This window comes from Saccharomonospora sp. NB11 (assembly GCF_015910535.1).
Lineage (GTDB): Bacteria > Actinomycetota > Actinomycetes > Mycobacteriales > Pseudonocardiaceae > Saccharomonospora.
Genome location: NZ_JACBJG010000003.1, coordinates 164,732 through 185,635 on the forward strand (window position 1 = coordinate 164,732; position 20,904 = coordinate 185,635).

19 protein-coding genes and 1 tRNA gene are annotated in these 20,904 nt (G+C 70.8%); 9 read left to right on the forward strand and 11 right to left on the reverse strand.

Going from position 1 to position 20,904, the window contains the following annotated elements:
- Positions 1-24 precede the first annotated feature (24 nt).
- Together JAV51_RS05285 and JAV51_RS05290 are read left to right on the forward strand one after the other, a co-directional pair.
- Entirely contained in the window at positions 25-723 is a 699-nt protein-coding gene (locus JAV51_RS05285; protein WP_197319494.1) for a YcnI family protein, read from the forward strand.
- On the forward strand, positions 720-1,328 hold the full coding sequence (locus JAV51_RS05290; protein WP_197319495.1) for a copper resistance CopC family protein: 609 nt from the start codon (positions 720-722) through the stop codon (positions 1,326-1,328). Before JAV51_RS05285 ends, JAV51_RS05290 begins: the two co-directional genes overlap by 4 nt.
- Before the next feature lie 63 nt (positions 1,329-1,391).
- Here the strand turns inward: JAV51_RS05290 and JAV51_RS05295 are convergent, their stop codons facing one another.
- Entirely contained in the window at positions 1,392-3,095 is a 1,704-nt protein-coding gene (locus JAV51_RS05295) for a BCCT family transporter (protein ID WP_307845740.1), read from the reverse strand.
- A gap of 141 nt (positions 3,096-3,236) precedes the next feature.
- On the opposite strand from JAV51_RS05295, the gene JAV51_RS05300 reads away from it, so the two are divergent.
- Positions 3,237-4,283 carry a copper resistance D family protein gene (locus JAV51_RS05300; RefSeq protein WP_197319497.1) on the forward strand — a complete coding sequence of 349 codons (1,047 nt, stop codon included), beginning with the start codon at positions 3,237-3,239 and terminating at the stop codon, positions 4,281-4,283.
- 162 nt (positions 4,284-4,445) lie between these two features.
- On the opposite strand, the gene JAV51_RS05305 is transcribed toward JAV51_RS05300, so the two are convergent.
- Together JAV51_RS05305 and JAV51_RS05310 are read right to left on the reverse strand one after the other, a co-directional pair.
- Complete coding sequence (locus tag JAV51_RS05305; RefSeq protein ID WP_307845741.1) at positions 4,446-5,357, reverse strand: aminoglycoside phosphotransferase family protein; 912 nt, start codon at positions 5,355-5,357, stop codon at positions 4,446-4,448.
- Positions 5,358-5,359: 2 nt separating this feature from the next.
- Positions 5,360-6,730, reverse strand: coding sequence for a helix-turn-helix transcriptional regulator (locus JAV51_RS05310; RefSeq protein WP_197319498.1), 1,371 nt, complete (start codon positions 6,728-6,730; stop codon positions 5,360-5,362).
- A 276-nt stretch (positions 6,731-7,006) separates the two neighbouring features.
- Between JAV51_RS05310 and JAV51_RS05315 the strand changes: the two genes are divergently transcribed.
- The 3 genes from JAV51_RS05315 to JAV51_RS05325 all read left to right on the forward strand — a co-directional run bounded on the left by JAV51_RS05315 (position 7,007) and on the right by JAV51_RS05325 (position 8,774).
- Entirely contained in the window at positions 7,007-7,345 is a 339-nt protein-coding gene (locus JAV51_RS05315; protein WP_197319499.1) for a hypothetical protein, read from the forward strand.
- 7 nt (positions 7,346-7,352) lie between these two features.
- Complete coding sequence (locus JAV51_RS05320) at positions 7,353-7,784, forward strand: hypothetical protein (protein ID WP_197319500.1); 432 nt, start codon at positions 7,353-7,355, stop codon at positions 7,782-7,784.
- Between the two features lie 354 nt (positions 7,785-8,138).
- Positions 8,139-8,774, forward strand: coding sequence for a TetR/AcrR family transcriptional regulator (locus tag JAV51_RS05325; protein WP_197319501.1), 636 nt, complete (start codon positions 8,139-8,141; stop codon positions 8,772-8,774).
- A 10-nt stretch (positions 8,775-8,784) separates the two neighbouring features.
- Here JAV51_RS05325 and JAV51_RS05330 read toward each other — a convergent pair whose 3' ends face one another.
- Positions 8,785-9,972 (reverse strand): amino acid deaminase/aldolase, encoded by a 1,188-nt coding sequence (locus tag JAV51_RS05330; protein ID WP_197319502.1) that lies wholly within the window; start codon positions 9,970-9,972, stop codon positions 8,785-8,787.
- Between the two features lie 77 nt (positions 9,973-10,049).
- Here JAV51_RS05330 and JAV51_RS05335 point away from each other — a divergent pair, with 77 nt between their 5' ends.
- The gene (locus JAV51_RS05335; protein WP_197319503.1) at positions 10,050-11,363 is read left to right on the forward strand and encodes a D-arabinono-1,4-lactone oxidase; all 1,314 of its coding nucleotides are present in this window, start codon (positions 10,050-10,052) and stop codon (positions 11,361-11,363) included.
- A gap of 13 nt (positions 11,364-11,376) precedes the next feature.
- Here JAV51_RS05335 and JAV51_RS05340 read toward each other — a convergent pair whose 3' ends face one another.
- Both JAV51_RS05340 and JAV51_RS05345 read right to left on the reverse strand, forming a co-directional pair.
- The gene (locus tag JAV51_RS05340; protein WP_197319504.1) at positions 11,377-12,039 is read right to left on the reverse strand and encodes an NAD(P)H-binding protein; all 663 of its coding nucleotides are present in this window, start codon (positions 12,037-12,039) and stop codon (positions 11,377-11,379) included.
- 46 nt (positions 12,040-12,085) lie between these two features.
- A complete protein-coding gene (locus tag JAV51_RS05345) occupies positions 12,086-12,727 on the reverse strand; it encodes a hypothetical protein (protein ID WP_197319505.1) in 642 nt (213 codons plus the stop codon).
- Between the two features lie 290 nt (positions 12,728-13,017).
- Between JAV51_RS05345 and JAV51_RS05350 the strand changes: the two genes are divergently transcribed.
- Together JAV51_RS05350 and JAV51_RS05355 are read left to right on the forward strand one after the other, a co-directional pair.
- Positions 13,018-13,866, forward strand: a complete 849-nt coding sequence (locus JAV51_RS05350) for a CoA ester lyase (RefSeq protein ID WP_197319506.1) — start codon at positions 13,018-13,020, stop codon at positions 13,864-13,866.
- A gap of 52 nt (positions 13,867-13,918) precedes the next feature.
- A complete protein-coding gene (locus JAV51_RS05355; RefSeq protein ID WP_197319507.1) occupies positions 13,919-14,914 on the forward strand; it encodes an LLM class flavin-dependent oxidoreductase in 996 nt (331 codons plus the stop codon).
- A gap of 267 nt (positions 14,915-15,181) precedes the next feature.
- Here JAV51_RS05355 and JAV51_RS05360 read toward each other — a convergent pair whose 3' ends face one another.
- The 5 genes from JAV51_RS05360 to JAV51_RS05380 all read right to left on the reverse strand — a co-directional run bounded on the left by JAV51_RS05360 (position 15,182) and on the right by JAV51_RS05380 (position 20,886).
- Positions 15,182-17,845: a BTAD domain-containing putative transcriptional regulator gene (locus JAV51_RS05360; RefSeq protein ID WP_197319508.1), complete on the reverse strand. Its 2,664-nt coding sequence runs from the start codon at positions 17,843-17,845 to the stop codon at positions 15,182-15,184.
- Positions 17,846-17,921: 76 nt separating this feature from the next.
- On the reverse strand, positions 17,922-18,116 hold the full coding sequence (locus tag JAV51_RS20195) for a hypothetical protein (protein ID WP_231641359.1): 195 nt from the start codon (positions 18,114-18,116) through the stop codon (positions 17,922-17,924).
- 236 nt (positions 18,117-18,352) lie between these two features.
- On the reverse strand, positions 18,353-19,552 hold the full coding sequence (locus tag JAV51_RS05370) for a Cys-Gln thioester bond-forming surface protein (RefSeq protein ID WP_197319509.1): 1,200 nt from the start codon (positions 19,550-19,552) through the stop codon (positions 18,353-18,355).
- A gap of 124 nt (positions 19,553-19,676) precedes the next feature.
- The gene (locus JAV51_RS05375; RefSeq protein WP_197319510.1) at positions 19,677-20,738 is read right to left on the reverse strand and encodes a PLP-dependent aspartate aminotransferase family protein; all 1,062 of its coding nucleotides are present in this window, start codon (positions 20,736-20,738) and stop codon (positions 19,677-19,679) included.
- Between the two features lie 65 nt (positions 20,739-20,803).
- Positions 20,804-20,886 (reverse strand) — tRNA-Leu (locus tag JAV51_RS05380).
- Positions 20,887-20,904: the final 18 nt, after the last annotated feature.

Consider the following 20,904-nt stretch of genomic DNA (forward strand, 5'->3'; position numbering starts at 1 on the left):
CCATCGACGAATTCAGGAGAGAGAGTGTCGACAAATCGATTCAAGGCGCGAGCCGCCGTGCTCGGCTCCGTCGCCGTGACCGGCCTGCTCGTTACCGGTGGTGTGGCCTCGGCCCACGTGACCGCCAACGTCTACGGGGACGCCCCCGAGAAGGGCGGCTACGGCGCCATCGTCCTGCGGGTGCCGAACGAGGACGAGAAGGTGGGAACCACCGAGGTGGCGTTGACCGTGCCCGCCGAGTACGGCATCACCTCGGCCCGCACCAAGCCGGTGCCCGGCTGGACCGCGGAGGTGACGGAGACCGACGACGTCGTCACCGGCGTCACCTGGACGGCCGAGGACGGCCACGAGATCGCCGCGGGCACCACCTCGTACGAGGAGTTCCAGGTCGTTCTCGGCGCACTGCCCGACGACGTGGACACCCTCGTGCTGCCCACCAGCCAGACCTACTCCGACGGCACCGTCGTGGCCTGGGACGAACCACCCGCCGAGGACGGCGAACCGGAACGCCCCGCCCCGGTGGTCACGCTCGCCGAGTCGTCCGGCCACGGACACGGCCACGGCGGCGCGGCGCAGGCCGATTCGGAGGACACCGCCGCGGCGAGCGACGGCACCGACGACACCGCGCGCTGGCTCGGCGGGGCCGGGCTCGCGCTCGGCGCGCTCGGTTTCGGCCTCGGACTCGGCGCCGCCCTGCGAGTGAGGAAGGCCGGTCGGTCATGAGGAGAATCGCCACGCTCGTCACCGCCTCGGCGGTCGCGCTGTTCACGGTGCTGGCGACGGCACTGCCCGCGTCCGCACACAACGTGCTCGTGTCGTCGAACCCCGCCGAGGGCGACGAGCTGGACACGGCACCCACCGAGGTGGTCCTCACCTTCGACCAGCCGGTCCAGGACGCCGACGTCAACGAGATCGCCGTGACGGGCCCGCTCGGTGACGCGTGGGTCGACGGTGCCGTCGAGGTCGACGGCACCACGGTGACCGCACCGCTGCGTCCTCTCGGCCCGGAAGGCGAGTACGTCATCGGCTACCGGGTCCTGTCCGCCGACGGACACCCGGTGTCGGACGAGATCCGGTTCACCCTCACCCAGCCCGGCCCCGGCGAGGCCAGCGGGACACCCGACTCGGTGTCGCCGGAGACGGGCGAGGCCGCACCCGGACAGCCGCAACCGGGTGAACAGAGCAAGGCCCAGTCCCCCTCGGACGACGCGCGGGCCGCGAACGACGACTCCACGGGCGTGCCCGTGTGGGTGTGGCTCGTCGGCGCGGGAGTCCTGCTCGTCGCGGGCCTCGTGGTGGCACTGCGCATGGGTCGCTCGCAGGACTGAGCGACACCGACGCACCAGGGCCGGGTTCCGCTCGACGCGGGCCCGGCCCTTCTCGTCGAGTCGCTACCGGCGACCTCGCCGTCGGCGTTCCCTGGCTCGTTCGGCCTTGCGTTCCTCGTGCAGCGCGCGCAGCGAGCGCATGACCTCGTCCTCGGCCACCACCAGCGGATCGCGGCTGAGGTCCTTGTAGAGCGAGACACACAACGCGATCATGACCAGCACGAACGGCACCGCGACCAGGATCGTGAGGTTCTGCAGCCCCGTGAGGGCGTCGTCACCGCCCACCAGCAGCATCACGGCCGCCACGGCGCCCATCAGCACGCCCCAGAACGTCACGACCCTCCGGTGCGGCCCGACGGTGCCGCGCTGCGACAGCGTCCCCATCACCACCGACGCCGCGTCCGCGCCGGAGACGAAGAAGATCGACACCAGCAGCATCACGATGATCGCGATGGGAAGGAACCACGGCAGGGTCTCCAGGAGCTTGAACGTGGCGGCCTCGCTGGCCCCCGTCCCGGCGATGTCGACACCCGCCCGCTGTCGGCTGATCGCCGCGCCGCCGAAGATGGAGAACCAGATCAGGCTCACCACGCTCGGCACCGCGATGACTCCGACGACGAACTCCCGGATCGTGCGGCCCCGCGAGATACGGGCGATGAACATGCCGACGAACGGCGCCCACGAGATCCACCACGCCCAGTAGAAGACGGTCCACCCCGCGAGCCACTCCCGCATCGCGTCGCCGCCGACGGCACCGGTGCGACCCGACATCGCGGGCAGCTCGCGGAAGTAGTCGCCGATCGCGCCGGGCACGAAGTTCAGGATCAACACCGTCGGCCCGACCACCAGGACGAACACGGCCAGGACGGCCGCGAGCACCATGTTGATGTTCGACAGCCACTGGATGCCTCGGGCGACACCCGACACCGCCGACGCGACGAACGCCACCGTGAGCACCGCGATGATCGCCACCAGCAGGCCGGTGCCGGGGTTGTCCGTCCATCCCACCGCCGCCAGACCACCGCCGACCTGCAACGCACCCAGGCCCAGGGAGGCCGCCGACCCGAACAACGTCGCGAAGATGGCCATGATGTCGATGGCCTTGCCCAACGGCCCCTCGGCGCGCCGCGTGCCGATGAGCGGCGCGAAGACCGCCGAGATGAGCTGGCTGCGCCCCTTGCGGAAGGCGCTGTAGGCGATGGCGAGCCCCACCACGGCGTAGATGGCCCACGGGTGCACCGTCCAGTGGAACAGCGTGGTGGCCATCGCGAGGTGGACCGCCTCGTCGGAGTTCGGGGCCGCCGTGTCGGGTGGTGGGCTCGCGAGGTGCGCCACCGGCTCGTAGACGCCGAAGAACATGAGTCCGATTCCCATGCCGGCGCTGAACATCATCGCGACCCACGACGAGGTGCGGAACTCCGGTCGCTCGTCGTCCCTGCCCAGCGGGATTCGCCCGTAACGGCTGATGGCGAGACAGATCGCGAACACGACGAACCCGCTCGCGGTCAGCACGAACGCCCAACCGCCGTAGGGGATGACGGCGTCGTTCAACGCCGTGTCGGCCACCGTGGCGAGGCTGCCGGGCGAGGCGATTCCCCAGGCCACGATCGCGAGCGCCACCACGGCCGCCACCCCGAAGACGACGCGGTCGGTCCGGGCGGGCCGGTCCGCCACGACGGTCGACCGCGCGGTGTCGGCCGCGCCGTCGGGTGTCTCGGCACGTGCCTCGGGACCGGCTTCGCTGTCCTGTTGCGACTCGTCTCGCACCTGATCGCCAATCTCGTCCGATCGACCACCGTCGGTCAACGTGCCTGCTGGTTCGGCTGAGGTTGCCCGTTCGGGCCCCCGCTAATCCCCCGGTCACGGCGCTGTTCGTCGGCCACGTGGCGGTCGAACGACACCCCGTCGATGCGTAGGCTTCCCAGCGTGAGCAGGCCCGCGACCGCGTCCCCGTCGTCACCGCGTCTCGCGCCGGTGATCGCGGTGGTCACGGCCGCGTTGTCGGGAGTTCTGGTCGGCCTGGCGTTGACGACCACCACGCCCGTGGTGGGGATCGCGCAGGTGGACACCGCGGTGCGCGTGGGCCTCCCCGTCGCGAGGGCCGTGCTCGACCTGGCCGCCGTCGCCGCCGTGGGGTGCGCGATCCTCCCACTGCTGGCCGGCGACCGCCCTCCCGGCTCTGCCGCGACCGTGTTCGCGCAGGCCCGCCTCGGCGTCGCGATCTCGGCGCTGGTGTGGGCGCTCGCCGCGTTGTCGAGCCTCGTGTTGCAGGCCGCCGAGTACCGGCCGGGCACGGACGCGGTGTCGCTGTCCGACCTGCGCTCCTACGTCGAGACCGTCATGGCGGGCAAGGCGCTGCTGGTGGTCGCCGGGTTCACGTTGCTGCAGCTCGGGCTCGCCCTCGCGGCCATGCGACTCGGCCGCCGCGTCCCCGCCGAACTCGTCGCGGGTGCCGGTCTGTTCGCACTGTTCCCGCTCCCGGTCACCGGCCACGCGGGCGACTCGCACTTCGCCGAGTACGCCATGCTGCTGCTCGAACTCCACATCGTGAGCGCGGTCGCGTGGACCGGCGGCCTGGGCGCGCTGATCGCGCTGGCGGCCCGGAACCGGAGCCTGCTGGCAGTCGCGCTGCCGCGGTTCTCGCGCCTCGCCACCGTCTGCCTCGGTGTCGTGGCCGCCACCGGCCTGTTGAACGGGGTGGCCGAGTTCGTGCAGCACCCCACCGTGGAGCTGTGGCCGGGACTGTTCACCACCTCGTACGGCCAACTCCTCCTCGGCAAGGCCGTCGCCCTCGGTGGAGTCGCCGCGCTCGGCGGCTACACGCGCTGGAAGCTCATGCCCGGCGTCGTCCGGCACCGACGCACGGCCCTGGCCACGTTCGCCGTCGTGGAACTCTCCGTGATGGGACTCGCCTACGGCCTCGCCGCGGTCCTCTCCCGCACCCCACTCGTGTGACGTGCGACACCAGCGGAGTTCGGCAGGGCCGAACTCGCGATGCACAACCCGCCTCGCCCGCGCGTCGGGGCGAAGCGGCGAACGGCCTCCAACCGTCGGCGAACGCGCTCCGCTAGCACGTCGACGACGCCGAGCGGGCGGGAAAACCGCGAGTGCGGCCGTTCAGCGGTACCGGTTCCAACGAGTGCGAGGGCGCCCGTGGCGCAGATCGGCGAGTCTGCGCGCCAGTTCGGCCCTCACGGCGGGCTGGCTACGGACGATCGGCAGCACGCTCGTCGTGAGCTTCAGCTCCCTGATCGCCTTGAGCACCGCGAAGCCGTCCCAGTCCCGGACGTCGAAGCCGTAGCCTTTCGCCAGCTCCGTGTACCGGTCGGGCGGATCACCGAAACGTTCGTGCCCGACGGCGAGCGGAACGAGATCCCACTCGGCGGGCCCCACACACGAGGAGTCGAAGTCGCACAGCACCGGACCCCGCTCACCCACGATCACGTTGCCCAGGTGCGCGTCGCCGTGCACCAGTGCCGGGCGCAGCGGGAAGTCCAGCTCGCGCAGCCGTTGTTCGACGTCGGCGCACCGGTCCAGCAGGAACCGCTCGTCGGCGGGGTCGAGTTCCTCGGCGTCCGCGATCCGGGCGCGCACGTCCGCCAACGGCGTCCACCGTGGGACGTCCGGCGGCGGCGGTGCCGCGTGCATCGCCCCGAGCAGGTCCGCGAGCTCGGCCGGACTCGCCGTGCCGCCGGTCGGACTCACCCGGTGCCAGACCGTCACCGCGTAGCCGCGCACGTCCAGTGGTTGCGGCAGATCTTCCACGAGACGGACGGCCGGGACACCGTGCTCTGCGAGATGCCGAGCCACCCGGACCACCGTGTCGGCCCGACGCCGCAGCGCGAGCGAACCGACGACGCGCACCACCACGGCCTCGCGGGCCAGGTCGTACACCGCGTTGTTGGTGAAACGGAGCAACACGGCGTCCGTGTGGTCCAGACCGATGGACGCGCACACCTCGCGGACGACGTCGTCCAGTGCCGGCCTCGCGAACCGCCCGCCCGGCGGCGGCGACACCCGGCCGACCACGCTCAGGAGAAGAACTCGGTCATCCGCTCGGCGAGGTCGCGGGCGTCGCTGTTGTTGCTGCGCCGCAGCGCCTCCTGCCGCAACGGCTCCATCCGCTTCTTCACCCGGGCCGACTTGAGCCCTTCGGCGCAGTCCAGCGCCTTGCCACCGATCTTCGCACCGTGGTCGATGTCGCCCTCCAGCATGTGGTTGGTGGCCAACATGCTGAGGCTGAAGGTCTTGCTCCGCGCCATGTCGTCGCCGTAGGCGTCGGTGGCCCTGCGCAGCGCCGGGATGGCGTAGCGGGTGTGCGACGGGTCGACCTGCTGCGCCAGCGTCGTGTGCACCGTGCCGATCATCGCGTGCACGTCGGTCTCGTCGAAGAACTTCACCCACGACTCGGCGTTGGCCACGTCGGCGCGCTGGAACTCGTCCCGGGTCCGGCCGAGCAGCTTCATCGCCTGCTCCGCGTTGCCCATCGCCGCGTAGGCCCACGCCTCGTTGGCGCACAACACCGCCACCGCGAGTTCCGAACCCGACTCATGCGCGGCGAGCTGCCCGAGCTGGAACAGCTTCAGCGCGTCGTTCGGGGCGTCCTGGTGCAGGTAGACCCTGCCCATGCGGTAGAGGATGTTCGCGACGAGCGGGTGGTTGTCGCCCTGCTTGGCGAGTTCGAGCGCCTGCGCGAAGTGGTTGCGCGCCGAGTCGACCAGGTCGATGTCGAACGACGTCCAGCCCGCGAGGCTGTGCAGATCCGCCAACGCCACGTACAACCGGGACTTGACCTTCTCCGAGCCGCTGGCCTGGAGCATCTGCTGGCCCCACGAGAGCTGGGCCACCACCGCGTCACGACAGAAACCGCCGCCGTACTGGTAGTCCAACGCTCGCAGCGCCCGGGTCGCCGCCTCCACCTGGCGGACGTCCGTCATCCCGATCCGCCCCGGTGCCGGGGTCCTGCCGGGGCTCGACGCCCACGCCGTTGAGGCGGGGCCGAACACCGCGGCCCCCATCGTGACCTGGGCGGCGTGTGCGAGGAACTTCCGTCGTTTCACGGACTCGTCCTCCTCAGCTTGCTGCTCGTCGCCGTCACCGACGACCTGGTTCTGCGTGGCCTCGTCGTAGGCGAGACCCATGTATCCCCTGGGGATGCGGAGACCCTTGGCGATGCGGGACAGCACGTCGTAGGCCATGACCTGGCGGCCCTTGAGGATTTCCGACACTTCGGACTGCGACTGGCCGGTCATCGCGGCGATCTGGCGTTGCGAGATGCCGTGCATCCGAAGCTGCCGGTAGACCTCGCTGATGTTGCGGTTCGCCAGGGCGTCACGCATGTCGCGGGCTTCCCAGACCTCGGGGTTGATGCGCCCCTGCTTCGCGTCCTCGTTGGCGTCCATGTCCGCCCCTCCACAGTCCCGTCGGGCGTCGGTGTGCAGCGTAAGCAACGCCCATTGAACCGTGCGAAACCCGGAAGTGGGGCTTTGATCGGTCGGACCGAACTCGGGCGACCGTTCGGCGTTCAGCTCGGGCCGGTCGCCGCTGGCGAACCCACCGAGGCTTCTCACCCCGCCCATTTCCCCGCAAGGTATGGGCAGGAGGTGAGTGGCCGACCGAACACGGTCCGCAGTCACCGCCGGAAGGAACAACCGCGAACGACGGGATCGACGAAGGGCGTGGTGGACGTGCATTCGATCGCAGCAGGCTCTGCTGGGACCGACACGGTGTCCACGCTCCGCGGTCCCGACAAGCCCACGCGCCGGGCCATCGCGCCGTCGAGCACGACAGATCCCTACCTCGACTCGGGGCGACGTTACGAAGGCGGCCAGGTGGTCTGGCGCGTGCAGTGCGGAGATCTGATCAGCCGCGACCGGTGTCTCACGGTCTACGTGGACGACGGCGAGGTGGTCCTCGTCGGACCACCCGGGGAGACCGCGCGGCTGTCAGCCGGCCAGCTCGGCCAACTCCGGGCCGCACTGAACGAAGCCGCCGAACTGGCGGGAAGGCGACGGTGAGGGCCAGGTGGACGAAATACTCGGGCAGGTACTGCGCAACGCGGTCTGGGAGCGTCTCGACATGCTCGCCGAGCTCGCCAACGAGACCGACTCACCGGCGCTGCTCTCGGCGGCCCGTTCCGAGCTGCCTCGGCTGACCGAAGGGTGGCGGGTGATGCTCTCCGCCCACGAGCCGGACGAGCGAGGCGACTGCCCGACCTGCTCCACCCGCTGGCACCGCTGCAAGGCGCCGTGCTCGGTGTGGCAGGTCGCCCACGACCACCTGGTGGCGGGTGGACTGGCCCACTTCCAGGATTCCCGTCGCACCCGGAGACTTCGCCGCGCCTCGGCCGGCATGCCACCCGCACCCCGCTCGGCGCCCTCCGTGCCGGACACCGGACGGCGCGCGACGGCGCAGCCGAGCGGCAAGCACGCTCTCGTGGGAGGCGCGGGCCGGTGACACGGACCCCTCCCCTTCCCTCCGCCTCAGGGCGGACCCGATCGCCGGCGGCCGGGTCGTGCGTACCCCCGAGCGTGACGAGCTCGGCCGCCGGTTCCTCACCGCTCCACGGAGGCTGATCCGCGGAGCCCCTTCTCGGACGACAACTCCACATCGCACACCGCGAGATCCCCGCCCGTGGTGCGGCCCCGATACACCGTGGGCCGGTGCCGTTGCACTCCCCCTCCCCCCGACCGGCACCGGCCTACGGCCCCACGTGCGCTCGATTTCCCTTGTGGCACAAGGCATTCACTCGACGGTGAACGCGAATGTGGACGCGCTAGAGTCGCTGACCTGCACAGCAAGGAGCACGACGTGTCCGAGAACCAATCGGTGACGCAAGCGGCGACACCTCTCCGCCGACAGCCGGTCCAGCAACGCAGCGCCAGGCGGGTCGAACGCATGCTCGACGCGAGCGCCGAACTGCTCGACGAGATCGGCTACGAAGGGCTGACCACCACGCTCATCGCCAAGCGCGCGGGCGTGGCCGTCGGTTCCCTGTACCAGTTCTTCCCGGACAAACGGGCCGTGGTGCAGGCGCTGACCCAACGCAACCTCGAACGATTCATCGCCGCCGTCAACGAACGCCTCAGTTCCCTCGACCCGCGCCACTGGTGGGACGTCGTCGACTCGCTGCTCGACATCTACCTCACCATGCACCGCCAGGTGCCGGGATTCTCCACAGTGCACTTCGGCGACGTGGTCGACCTGCAACTGCTCGACGAGGGGCGCACGAACAACCGCGTCATCATCGACGCGCTCACGGGCCTGCTCACCGCGCACGTCAACGTGCCACCGGAGGAGGCCACGCTGCCGATCTCGATCGCGGTGGAGGCCGCCGACGGGCTGCTGAAGTACGCCTTCCGGCTCGACCCTCAGGGCGACCAGGCCGTCATCGACGAGACCAAGGCGCTGATCAAGGGTTATCTGGCGGGGAAGTTCGGCGAGTGAGGTCGACGCCTCAGCCGAAGGACTGTCCCTCGCCGCGATAGGTGGCGACGGTGCGCACGACGCGGTCACCCGACACGAGGTGGTACTCCGGGAAGTGTTCGGCCAGCTCTCCCGCCTTGGCGTGGCGGAACCACACGCGGTCGCCGAGGGCGAGGCTGCGGGCGGCGTGGCCGGTGACCGGCGTCTGCACCTCGCCCGCGCCCTCCACGGCGAGCAGCCGCAGTCCGGACGGCAGGAACGGCGAAGGCAGTCGGGTCGCGCTCGCCTGGCCCGACGCGACGTACCCGCCCCCGGCCAGGGTGACGGTCCGACGGTTCGGCCTCCGCACCACGGACAGGGCGAACATGGCCGCCGGACGCGGGGAGAACCGTCGGTAGCGGGAGAACAGCGTCGGTCCGATGAGGCCGGAGCCCGCCGTCACCTCGGTGACGGACGGATCGGCGCGCGTGAACTCCAGACTCCCCGTCCCGCCGCCATTGACGAACTCCAGGTCCGTCACCGCACGGACGGCACTCACGACGGCGCCTCGCCTCCGCGTCAGTTCGGCCGCCGAGCGTCGTTGCATCCAGCGCACGACCGCCCCGCGCACACCGGCGTCACCGTCCGGAAGCCCGGCGATCTGCCCCTCGTAGCCCATCACACCGACCAGCCGGAAGCCACGCCGCTCGACGATGTGGCGGGCGAGCCGCACGGCCTGCCGCGGGGTGAACACCGGGGACCGGCGCGTCCCGACGTGGACACCCGGCAACGGCCGCCACGAGGCGTCGAACTCCAGACAGACTCGGAGGTCGGGGTGGTCGGGGCCGAGCACGGCGTCCACGAGGTCGAGCTGCTCCACCGAGTCGACCATGATCGTGATCGCCGAACGCGCAGCGGCGTCGGCCGCGAGCGACCGCAGGGCCGCGCGGTCGGTGGTGGGGTAGGCGACCACCAGGTCGTCGCAGGTACCGCGCTCGTACAGCCACAGCGCCTCGCGAAGGGTGTAGCAGAGCAGGCCCGAGAACCCCGGCTTGGCGAGCACGCGTTCGAGCAACGCACGGCAGCGCACGGACTTGCTCGCGACGCGGACGGGAACTCCACCGGCACGCCTGACGAGGTCGTCGGCGTTGGCGTCGAAGGCGTCGAGGTCGACCACCGCGAAGGGCGGGTCGAGGTCCCGGGTCGCGTGGTCGTACGGCGCGGCGGTGAAGGCGTTCACCCCTCGAACGTTACGGCAGGAACCTTGTGAACGCGAATCTCATTCACCTATCGTGGCCACAACGTTGAGGAGGCCCGGTGACACCGTGGACGAACTGGGCGGGGACCGCATCGACGCACCCCCGACGGATTCACCGCCCGTCGAACATCGACGAACTACGCGCCGTCGTGACCGCTGTGGCCGACCGTGGCGGCCGAATCCGACCAGTGGGCAGCGGCCACTCGTTCACCGCCATCGCCGCGACCGACCCGGGCTGCGACGCCGTCGACCTCGGCGCCCTGTCGGGTCTCGTCTCGGCCGACGTGGAGACCGGCCTGGTCACCGTCCGCGCGGGCACCACCCTCCGCCGCCTGAACGCGCTGCTCGACATGCTGGGCCTCGCGATGACCAACCTGGGCGACATCGACGCCCAGACCGTCGCGGGATCGATCTCCACCGGCACCCACGGCACGGGCGCCGCCTTCGGCGGACTCGCCACCCAGGTGGCGGCCCTGGAACTCGTGACGGCGGACGGCTCGCTCGTGCGCTGCTCCCCCGACGAGCGGCCCGACCTCTTCGCCGCCGCTCGCGTGGGCCTGGGCGCGCTCGGCGTCATCACCTCGGTGACGTTGCGCTGTGAACCCGCCTTCGTGCTCCAGGCCCACGAGGGTCCGTTGCCGCTCGACGAGGTTTTGGCGTCCTTCGACGAGCTCGCCGACCGCGAGGACCACGTCGAGTTCTACTGGTTCCCCTACGGCCGCACCGCGTTGGTCAAGCGCAACACCCGATGCGCCCCAGGCACCCCGGCTCGCCCGCTGTCGGCGGTCCGCCGGTTCGTCGACTACACGCTCATGGAGAACGTCGCGTTCGGCGCGCTCTGTCGGCTGGGCCGGGCCGTCCCGCGGCTCGTCCCCACACTCGGCGCGTTCGCCGCATCGGCGTCGTCCACTCGTCGCTACAGCGATGCCGCTCATCGCGTGTTCGCGACCCGACGGACCGTTCGCTTCGTGGAGTCGGAATACGCGGTGCCCCGCGAGTCCCTGCTCGACGTGCTCGACCGGCTACGCGCGCTCGTCCCGACGCTGCGGCATCCGGTGGCCTTTCCCGCGGAGATCCGCGTGGCCGCGGCCGACGACATCTGGCTCTCCACCGCCTACGGCCGGGACTCCGCCTACGTGGCCGTGCACCAGTACGTCGGCATGCCCTACGAGGAGTACTTCGAGGCGTTCGCCGAGATCGCGGACTCGGTGGGCGGCCGACCGCACTGGGGCAAGCTGCACCCGCTCGGTGCCGACCGGCTGCGTGAGCTCTACCCGAGGTTCGACGACTTCAGGCGCGTCCGCGCCGAGCTGGACCCGCAGGGCGTGTTCGGCAACGCCTACCTGGATCGCGTCCTCGGCCCGGTCGGCTGAGCCTGTCCGGCGCTCACAGCCGTTCGAGCGCCTCCGCGACGGGCGTGTTGCCCGAGGTCAGTTCAAGGGTGCGCCCGTAGGTGGTGGTGTCGGACAGCAGGAGCCGCACCACCTCGGCGACGTCGTCGCGCGGCACGTCGTCGCGCGGCACGTCGTCGGCGAGCCGCACCAGGCCGGTACCGGGGTCGTCGGTGAGTCGTCCGGGACGCAGGATCGTCCAGTCGAGGTCGCGTCGACGCAGGTCCTGCTCGGCCGCCGCCTTGGCCCGGAGGTAGGCCGCGAAGACCTCGCCCACCCTGGCCTCGACGTCGGCGTCGATCTCGTCGCCCGCACCCATCGCGCTGATCTGGACGAAGCGACGGACCCCGGCGCGTTCGGCGGCCTCCGCGAACAGCACCGCGGCGCCCTTGTCGACCGTGTCCTTGCGCGCCACCCCGCTGCCCGGCCCGGCACCTGCGGCGAAGACCGCCGCGTCTGCGCCCGACACCGCCTCGATCACCTCGTCGAGCGACGCGTTCTCCAGGTCGAGCACGACCGGCTCGGCGCCGATGTCTCGCAGGTCGGCGGCCTGTTCCGGCTTGCGGATGATGCCCACGCCGGTGTCGCCGTGCTCGGCGAGCAGCTTCTCCAGGCGCAGCGCGATCTTGCCGTGTCCTCCGGCGATGACGACTCGCATGAGGCCGACACTAGCCGCCCTCACCGCCTCGGGCAGCGGAACGTGATCAGGCCAGCGCCCCGGCCGCCTCGCAGGCGAGCAGCCGCTCGTAGGCCACCTCGTGGACCCACCGCCACACCTCGTCCGACCCGAGGTTGATGCGGTCGTCACCGCACGCGACGTCGAGGTCGACGTTGGCATCGTCGTCCGCCGCCACGACGCCGAGCCCGTACATCCGGGCCCTCGGCAGGCAGTTGTCCACGTAGTCGTGGCTCAACGTCGCCGTGCCGGGCAGCACCATCGCCGCCTCTCCGTAACGAGCGAACGGCACCGTCGCCGCCATTCCCGTCCGCCAGTGCCGGGCCACGGCCAGCACTCCGGCGATGTGGACGGCGGGCGGCGGAGCGAGTCGGGCGAACTCCGGCCACGCCCACGTGGCCACGGTGGCCCGGTCGGTCATCGGCCGCAGTCCCGTGGCGATGCGTTCGGCGTGCGCCTCGGGGCGCAGCCGCGCCACGACGAACACGCGGCGCCCGAAGAGCGTCAGCTGCGGCAGCACCGTGCCCTGCCACCCCAGCAGCGGGGCGGCCCGCTTCGCGAGGTCAGCGGGGTTGGCGGGAAGTTCCAGTGTGGGCGCGATGCGACCGGAGATCGACCGAACGTCGTTCGATCCGCTCGTTGTCGCGGTCTGCCCGGGTGATACCGCCACGAAGTCCGCCTCCCTGAAGTCCGCTGTGTGCCGGTGCCGTGTCGAAACGGCACGTGATTTGAGTACCAGCGCAAACGGGCGCCAGGTGTGTCTTCAGCCCGTACCTGCGATCGGCGGCGCCCAACAGTCGGTGATCGGTCGATGGGCGGTCGGACGACTTCGGTCGAGCGGTGCGGCCGTATGGGTGACATGCGGCCGAACGGTCGACGACGGTGCCCGCCCACCCCGTCCGGCCGCGGAGTCGTAGGGTGCCGGGGACGAACGCCGCCCGCACGGCACGAGGAGGACACGTGAGGCCACGCCGTTCCGTTCTCTACCTGCCCGGAGCGAACGAGCGCGCCGTGGAGAAGGCCGCGACGCTCGCCGCCGACGCGCTGGTGCTCGACCTGGAGGACTCGGTCGCACCCGACGCCAAGGAGACGGCCCGGCGTCGCGTGTGCGAGACGGTGACCGCGGCCCCGTACGGGCAACGGGAGGTAGCCATCCGCGTCAACGGTCTCGACACGCCGTGGCACGACGCCGACGTCCGCGCCGCCGCGCAGGCCGGTCCGGACGCCGTGGTGGTGCCGAAGATCGACTCGGCCGCCGACGTCCACGCCGTCGAGGCCGCGTTGTCCGCCGCAGGAGCGCCGGACCGCACGACGATCTGGGCGATGATCGAGACACCGACCGCCGTGCTCAGGGCGCAGGAGATCGCGACGGCGTCCGACCGGCTGTCCGTCCTGGTGCTGGGCACCAACGACCTGCTCAAGGAACTGTATGCCGAGGCGGTGCCGGGCCGGGCGCCGCTGCTGACCAGCCTCTCGCTGTGTCTGCTCGCCGGACGCGCCGCGGGCAAGCCGGTGCTCGACGGCGTGTACAACGACGTGCGCGACACCGAGGGCTTCGAAGCGGAGTGCGTCCAGGCGCGACAGCTCGGCTTCGACGGCAAGACGCTCATCCACCCGAGCCAGCTCGAACCCTGCAACCGCGTCTTCAGCCCGTCCGACGCGGAGATCGACCACGCGCGCCGCGTCGTCGCCGCCTTCGACGCGGCGATGGCCGAGGGGCGTGGGGTGGCGACGGTGGACGGCCGGATGGTGGAGAACCTGCACGTCGAACAGGCACGTCGCGTACTGGCCCTCGCCGAGCACGCCTGACGACGGCTCCCGCAACGGAATCGGCCCACCCGCCCCGGCGTTGCACACGTCGATGGAGAGACGACGTTGGCCGGTTCCGTTGTCCGTGCTCGACCGGTCGCCTGTGCGCCACGGCGAGGATGCGGCCACCGCCGTGCGGAACACGGTGGAATTCGCCCGGCTGCTGGAGCAGTGGGGCTACCACCGATTCTGGGTCGCCGAGCACCACGGTGTGCCCGGCATCGCCGGTTCGGCGCCCACCGTGCTCGCGTCGACAGTCGCGGCGAGAACCCGTCGAATCCGCGTCGGCACGGGCGGGGTGATGCTGCCCAACCACCGGCCGCTCGTGGTGGCCGAGCAGTTCGGGACGCTGGAGGCTCTCCATCCCGGCCGGATCGACATGGGCCTCGGCCGGTCGGTCGGGTTCACTCGGCGGGAACGCGACGCCCTGGGTGCGGGTAAGCGGGAGGCCGAGCAGTTCGGCGAGCACATCCGTGAGTTACTCGGCTACTTCGCCGGGACGTCGACCGTCCACCCCGGAGTCCACGCGTACCCGACGGAGGGGTTGCGCGTCCCGGCCTTCGTGTTGGCGACCGGGGCCGGCTCCCGGGTCGCGGCCGAGACCGGGCTCGCCCTCGTCATCGCTTCTGTGTCCGGTGTGGACACCATGGTCGAGCACATCGACCGGTACCGGGCGGAGTTCCGGCCGTCCTCGCTGTGGTCGCGTCCGCACGTGACGGTGTCCGTGGCCGTCGCCGTGGCCGACACCCGGGAGCAGGCCCGGCGACTGCTGCTGCCGGAAGCCTGGTCACTCGTGTACTCACGCACCCGCGGCGTGTTTCCACCACTGCGGTCGCCGGACGACCTGCCCACCCCGACCGAGCGCGAGGCGACCAAGCTCGCCGAGGCGATGGAGCGACACGTGTACGGCACGGCAGCCACCGTCCGAACGCAACTGTCGGAACTCGTCGACCGCACGGGAGCGGACGAAGTACTGGTCACCATGAACACCTACGACCGCACCGCCCAGCTCGACTCCTACCGTCGACTGGCAGAACTCGCGCGGTGACTCGACGCGCGCACGAACGCGGCGCAGCCGGGCCGCTCGCGGAAGCGGGCACTGCTTTCGCGAGCGACACCAGCCCGTTCACCGGCACGCGCCGGTCCCCTCCACCGCGCGGTACGGGCGAACGACGAGTAAGCCGTCACGACCCCCGTTCAGCGCCTGTCGCACTCGTCCCGCTTCGAACGGCAACGATGAAGCCGGCCCCCGCACGGCATCCGCCAGCGTGCCGCGCGCGGCGTGCACCCCGCGTGACACTTCTGTGCCACGACCTCACTCCACGGCGTCGAGAAGCGGCGACGTCCCCGACGCGAGCAGCTCCCTCGCCCGCGCCTGCGTGACGACGTCTCCCGCGTCGGTGGCCAGCCGCACCGCCTCACGCAACGCCGTCACCGCCTCGTCGCGCTGCCCCGCCGCCAGGTGCACCTCACCGAGATCGAGCCACGCCACGGCGGGATGACTCGACGAGCCGTACTCCACGGCCACCTTGATCGCTTCCCGACCGCACGCGATCGCCCGATCGAACTCGCCGCGTTGCCGGCGAAGGCGCGTGGTGTTGACCAACGGACCGATCCGCCCGTACGGATCACCCACCTCCGTGGACAGCCGAAGCGACCGCTCGTAACACCGCTCCGCCTGCTCGAACTCCCCGAGCGCGCGATAGGTGCTGCCCAGTCCCGTCAGCGCCGTCGCGACGAGGCGCGGGTCGTCCAGTTCCTCACCGATCGCGACCGCCGTCCGGTTGGCCCGCAACGCGGCGTCGTACTCCCCGCGGCTGTTGTGCAGTGCGGCGATCCGGTGTAGCACCGTCGACTCCGCACGCCGGTCCCGGCCACGACGGGCCGCCCGCAACGCCACCTCGTGGGTCTGTTCCCAGTCCGTCCAGTGCTTGCGCAGTACGTAGAACGTGCACAGCACGACGGGCAGGGCGGAGGCGTAATGGTGCCAACCGCGCCGCTCGCACTCCCGAACGACGGCGACGAGGTTCTCCCGTTCGGCCTCGTACCAGGACAACGCGTCGTGGAGGCCGTCGAACCGCACCGTGGGCGTTCGGTCCGAGTGCGCGGGAAGGCCCAGCGGCAACGGTGCCCGACGCACGAACTTGCTCGCCCGCAGGGCCGTCTGGACGTAGTGCTCGGTGAGCCGCTTCGCGGCGTCGGCACGCACGGAACCCGGCAGTTCTCGTTCGCCGAACCGCAGACCGCACGCCCACACCAAATCGAAGAGCCGGTACCGGTGCGGTCCGACGGACTCGGCGAGACCGGCCTCCTCCCACTCCGCGACGATCCGAGCGGCAGTGCCACCGTCGCAGTCCACGAGTGCCGCGACGGCCTGGACGGTGACGGCCGGCCCCGGCAACACGCTCGTCGCCAACAACGCCTGCCTCGTCGGGTCGGACAGGCGTGCCAGCGACCGCGCGAACGCCCCGAACACGCTCGCCCGCTCGTCCCCGGGCACAGCCAACGGCTCGGGCCCTTGCTCCCGCAACGAGTCGAGCAACACCGACACGGGTACGTGCCGTCGCGAGGCCAGGTAGGTCGCCGCGAGCCGGAGCGCCGAGGGCACGTGTGCACACGCGTGCGCGAGTCGTCGCAGGTCGTCGCTGGAGTCGCCCCGTCCCGTCAGCAGCCGCGACAGCAACGTCGTCGAGTCGGCCGTGCTCAACGGCGGCACTCGCACCCCTCGCGCCTCGTCGAACGCCACGAGCCCCGACAGCGCGTACCTCGCGGTGACGATCACCGCGCAGTCGTCGCCGCCCGGGAGCAGAGGCCGCACCTGCTCGGCCGACACCGCGTCGTCCAACAGGAACAGCACCCGCCGCCCCCGCAACGTCGCCCGCAGCAACGCGCCTTTCGCATCGACGCCCTCCGGAAGCCGTGCGGCCGGGACGCCGAGGTCCTTCAGCACCCGCGCCAGGACCTCACCGGGTTCCACGACCGACGAACCCGAGAAGCCGTGCAGGTCGACGAACACCTGACCGTCCGGGAACCGCTCGGCGACGCGATGGGCGAGCCGCACGGCCAGTGCCGTCTTCCCCACGCCCGGCTGTCCGCTGAGCACCAGCAGCCGACGGCCCCGCGTCGTCGTCAGCCAGCGCGTCAACTCGTCCACCATCGCCGCCCGCCCGACGAAACCGACGCAGTCGGCGACGAGCTGCCGCGGCACGGGAGCGTCGCCCGGAACCTCCGGCGCGCCGATCGCCTCGTCCTCGCCGCGCAGGATCGCCGCGTGGATGCGTTGCACCTCGGGCCCGGGGTCGACGCCGAGATCGTCGGCGAGGACGGCTCGCAGGCGTCGATGCGCCGCCAGTGCCTCCGCCTGCCGACCGCTGCGCGCCAACGCGAGCATGAGCTGCCCCCACAACCGCTCGCGCAACGGATGTTTCTCCACCAACGCCGTCAACTCGCCGACGAGGGCGCCGTGCTCACCCGCGGCCAACTCGCGGTCGATGCGTTGCTCGACCGCGCGGGTGTGTTCCTCCTCCAGCGACGCCACGACGGCACGGGTCAGCGCGTCCGATCGCACGTCGGCCAGCGGCGCTCCCCGCCACAGCGACAACGCCGACCGCAACGACTCCGCCGCCTCTGCGGGATCGGCCAGGTCGTGCGCGGCGGCCACCCGCGCCCGGAACGTCAACAGGTCGACCTCGTCGTCCTCGACGACCAGGACGTAGCCGGGACTGCGCAGTCGTATGAACTCCCGGTTCGGATCGAGCTGCCGCAGGCAGGCCCGGAGCCGCCGGACGTAGGACCGGACCGTGTCGGGTGCGCCGGGGCCGGGCTCATCCCACAGGTAGGAGATCAGCTCGGACACCGAGACCACCCGGTTCGCGTTGCACACCAGCGCGGCGAGCAGAACGCGGAGTCGACCGGCCGGCACGGTGATCTCCCGATCTCCGTCGACCACCTGCAACGGGCCCAGAACTCGAATCTGCATGAACCTCCCGGCCGATCGCGCTCGGTTGCCGAGACGAGGGGTGAACACTAACCCTCACGCTCCGAACGAGACCGAGTCAGGTCACGATCCGTCGCAGCAGCTCCTCACCACGCGTCCACAACACCGAACCGGCCTCTCCTGCCAGCGTGCGCAGGACCGCACCGGGGATGCGGGATGCCAGGAAATCCGACAACCTCCGACCTGGCGCGGGGGTCGACACGCCGAGCCCGGGACGGTCGAACGAGACCAGCCGGACCCCGAGCTCGTGCACGTGCCGAAAGCAGGCCGTCGACTCGTCCCCGCGCCGGGACACAACAGCACGGCGGTGCCGTCCTCGCGACCCTACTCGCTCCAGCCGAGCGTCCGACCGTCCGCCAGCGAGAACTCCCCGAGTCGCTCCGGCGGCGCGACTCCGTACATCGCACACCTCCACACACGACGAGAGCCACCTCCCCGCACGAGGCGGGAGAGGTGGCTCTCGGTCAGTTCAGCGGGCTACGCCCGACCTCACGCGTTCTTCTTCTTGCGCTGCAGCAGGATCGCACCCGTACCGGCGCCGACGAGGCCGAGGCCGATGAGCAGCGGCAGCATCGGCGAGGCACCGGTCTGCGCCAGGTCCTCCGAGCCCGCCTGCGGCTTCACCGACGGCTCGGTGGTCTCGGTCGGAGCGGGAGCCTCGGACGTCTCGCTCGGGACCGGGGTCTCGGTCGTCTCCTCCGGCTGGGTCGGCTGGGCGGCGGGGGCCCACTCCACCGTGGCACCGGCCGAGAGCTTGGTGTCCTCCGACGACGCGACGATCAGCGACTGCGCGGGCTTGCGCTGGTAGCCCTCGCTCACGAAGAGCCGACCGGTGGCGAGGCGCGCCGTGGCGTTCAGGGAGAACGCACCGGAGCCCGCCTCGGCCTCGGCGGGAACGTCGACGTAGATCTCGGTGCCGTCGGTGATGTCACCGGCGGCCAGCGCGTTGCCGTCCGCATCGGTCAGGGTCACGCCCTCGGGGAGCTCGGCCGAGATCTCGTTGATCTCACCCGTCGTGGCCACGGTGAACGGGCCGAGACGGTCACCCGCCTCACCGGACACCGTCTCCGGCGAGACCTTCAGCGCCGGAGCGGGTTCCTCGGTGCCCACATTGGACTCACCGGTGAGGTAGTCGTACAGCGCCAACACGTCGGCGTCCGAACCGGCGTCCCGCGCGGACGACGGGTCGTCGCGGTCGATGTCCTTGCCGTCGCTGTAGTGCCACACCGCGGCCTGCGTGCCCGCGATGGCTTCCTTCTTGTCGAGTCCGTTGTGGAGCTCGACGCCCTGCTCGGTGAGGGTCTGCTCCAACTCGGCCAGATCCTTCACCGGGAAACCGTGGTGCAGGACCCAGTTGATGTGGGCGCGATTGGCGTGGAACGGCGAGTCCGGGTTCGGGAATTCGTCCCACGGGCTTTCGAACATCGAACGCTTCGGGTCCACGCTGACACTGATCTCGACGCAGTACGCCCGGAGCGTGTTGCCGCCCTCGATGTTCAGCGTGAACAGCGTGGTCTGCATGTTGCGAGAACCCTGGCCGAGATTGACGTTGTGGCCGGAATCGCCACCGCCGGAGACGATGTCCGCCTTCGCACCTTCGGCCGACGCCGGAAGCGCGGCGAGGGAAAGGGCGGTAGCAGTTCCGGCGACGAGCGCGCCGACCCTGGCCAACGTTCTTCTGCTGCTCATGAGTCTCCTAAGAAGACAGTGGGAGGGGAAAACCCAGTCAGGTGAAGATCAGACACCAGTCGTTGCGGAGCATACACACAACGTCAATTCCCACTACCCGACGGAGGGATGGAAGCAGCCTCGGTCAGTTCACTGAACACAACGCTCGGTTTAGGTCGTCCCACAAATCCTCGGGATCTTCCAAACCGACGCTCAACCGAAGCAACCCTTCGGCCACATGCGCGTCTCCAGGACGTGCCGCTCGTCGCTCCACTGTGCTCTCGACGCCACCCAGGCTCGTGGCGTGCTGCACCAGTTGCAGTTCCCGACAGATTCGGTCGGCGCTATTCGCGTCGGCGACCTCGAACGACAACATCGCCCCGTATCCCGGATACCGCACCCGATTCACGACGGAATGTCCAGTGAGCCGTTCCGCCAACAGCGCTGCCGTCGCCGACGCTTCCGCGAATCGCACGGGAAGCGTGCGCAGACCACGCAGCGCCAGGAACGCCTCCAATGCACCAGGGGTCGCACCGATCAGCGTCCGTGCCCGCCGCAGCGCCGTGACCCGAGCGGGGTCGTTCGACACCGCGACCCCGAGGAGTAGGTCGCTGTGCCCTCCGATGAACTTCGTCGCGCTGTGCACCACCACGTCGGCGCCGAGTCCGAGCGGCTGTTGTCCCAGCGGAGTCGCGAACGTGTTGTCCACCACAATCGTCGGCCTGCGCTCCCACGAGCGCACTTCCCGCGCGATCGCGGCGATGTCGGTGACGTACAGACTCGGGTTCGTGGGCGACTCCAACCAGAGCAGCTCGGCGTCGGCCGCCGCGTCGAGCCAGGCACCCGTGTCGGTCGGATCGACCGACACGACCGTGATCCGGCCCGTCTCCTGTTCGTGGGCGAAGTAGCTGCGGGTGCCCGCGTAGCTGTCCCGCGGGACCACCACCGTCGCGCCGACGGCATGGGAGTCGAGCACGGCTGACGCCGTGGCAATCCCCGAGGCGAACGCGACGGCCTCCCCGCCCTCCAGTTCCCCGAGCGCGGTCTCGAACGCCGCCCAGGTCGGAGTGCCGTCCTCACGGGAGTACTCCAGCCCCAACATGCTCGCGGGAGTGATGGGCACATTCATCGGTTGCCCGGGCCCTGAGGGCCGGCCCGCCACGATCGCCCTGGTCCGGGCCGACCACCGTTCGTTCACACCAGCCACGTCATCAGCCCTTCAAACGCGAAACCGCCGCCGGGACCATCCCCGACGGCGGTTCGTTCTCTCTGTGGGCGAGGAGGGAGTTGAACCCTCACGTCCTTCCGGACACACGGACCTGAACCGTGCGCGTCTGCCATTCCGCCACTCGCCCGAGCAACTTCCTTGACGC

Bases quoted from the DNA above. Each gene is read 5' to 3' on its own strand.
- JAV51_RS05370 (WP_197319509.1), bottom strand. From the start codon at position 19,552: ATGAGCAGCAGAAGAACGTTGGCCAGGGTCGGCGCGCTCGTCGCCGGA.
- JAV51_RS05360 (WP_197319508.1), bottom strand. From the start codon at position 17,845: ATGCAGATTCGAGTTCTGGGCCCGTTGCAGGTGGTCGACGGAGATCGG.
- JAV51_RS05300 (WP_197319497.1), top strand. From the start codon at position 3,237: ATGCGTAGGCTTCCCAGCGTGAGCAGGCCCGCGACCGCGTCCCCGTCG.
- JAV51_RS05340 (WP_197319504.1), bottom strand. From the start codon at position 12,039: ATGCGAGTCGTCATCGCCGGAGGACACGGCAAGATCGCGCTGCGCCTG.
- JAV51_RS05355 (WP_197319507.1), top strand. From the start codon at position 13,919: ATGGAGAGACGACGTTGGCCGGTTCCGTTGTCCGTGCTCGACCGGTCG.
- JAV51_RS05290 (WP_197319495.1), top strand. From the start codon at position 720: ATGAGGAGAATCGCCACGCTCGTCACCGCCTCGGCGGTCGCGCTGTTC.
- JAV51_RS05310 (WP_197319498.1), bottom strand. From the start codon at position 6,730: ATGGACGCCAACGAGGACGCGAAGCAGGGGCGCATCAACCCCGAGGTC.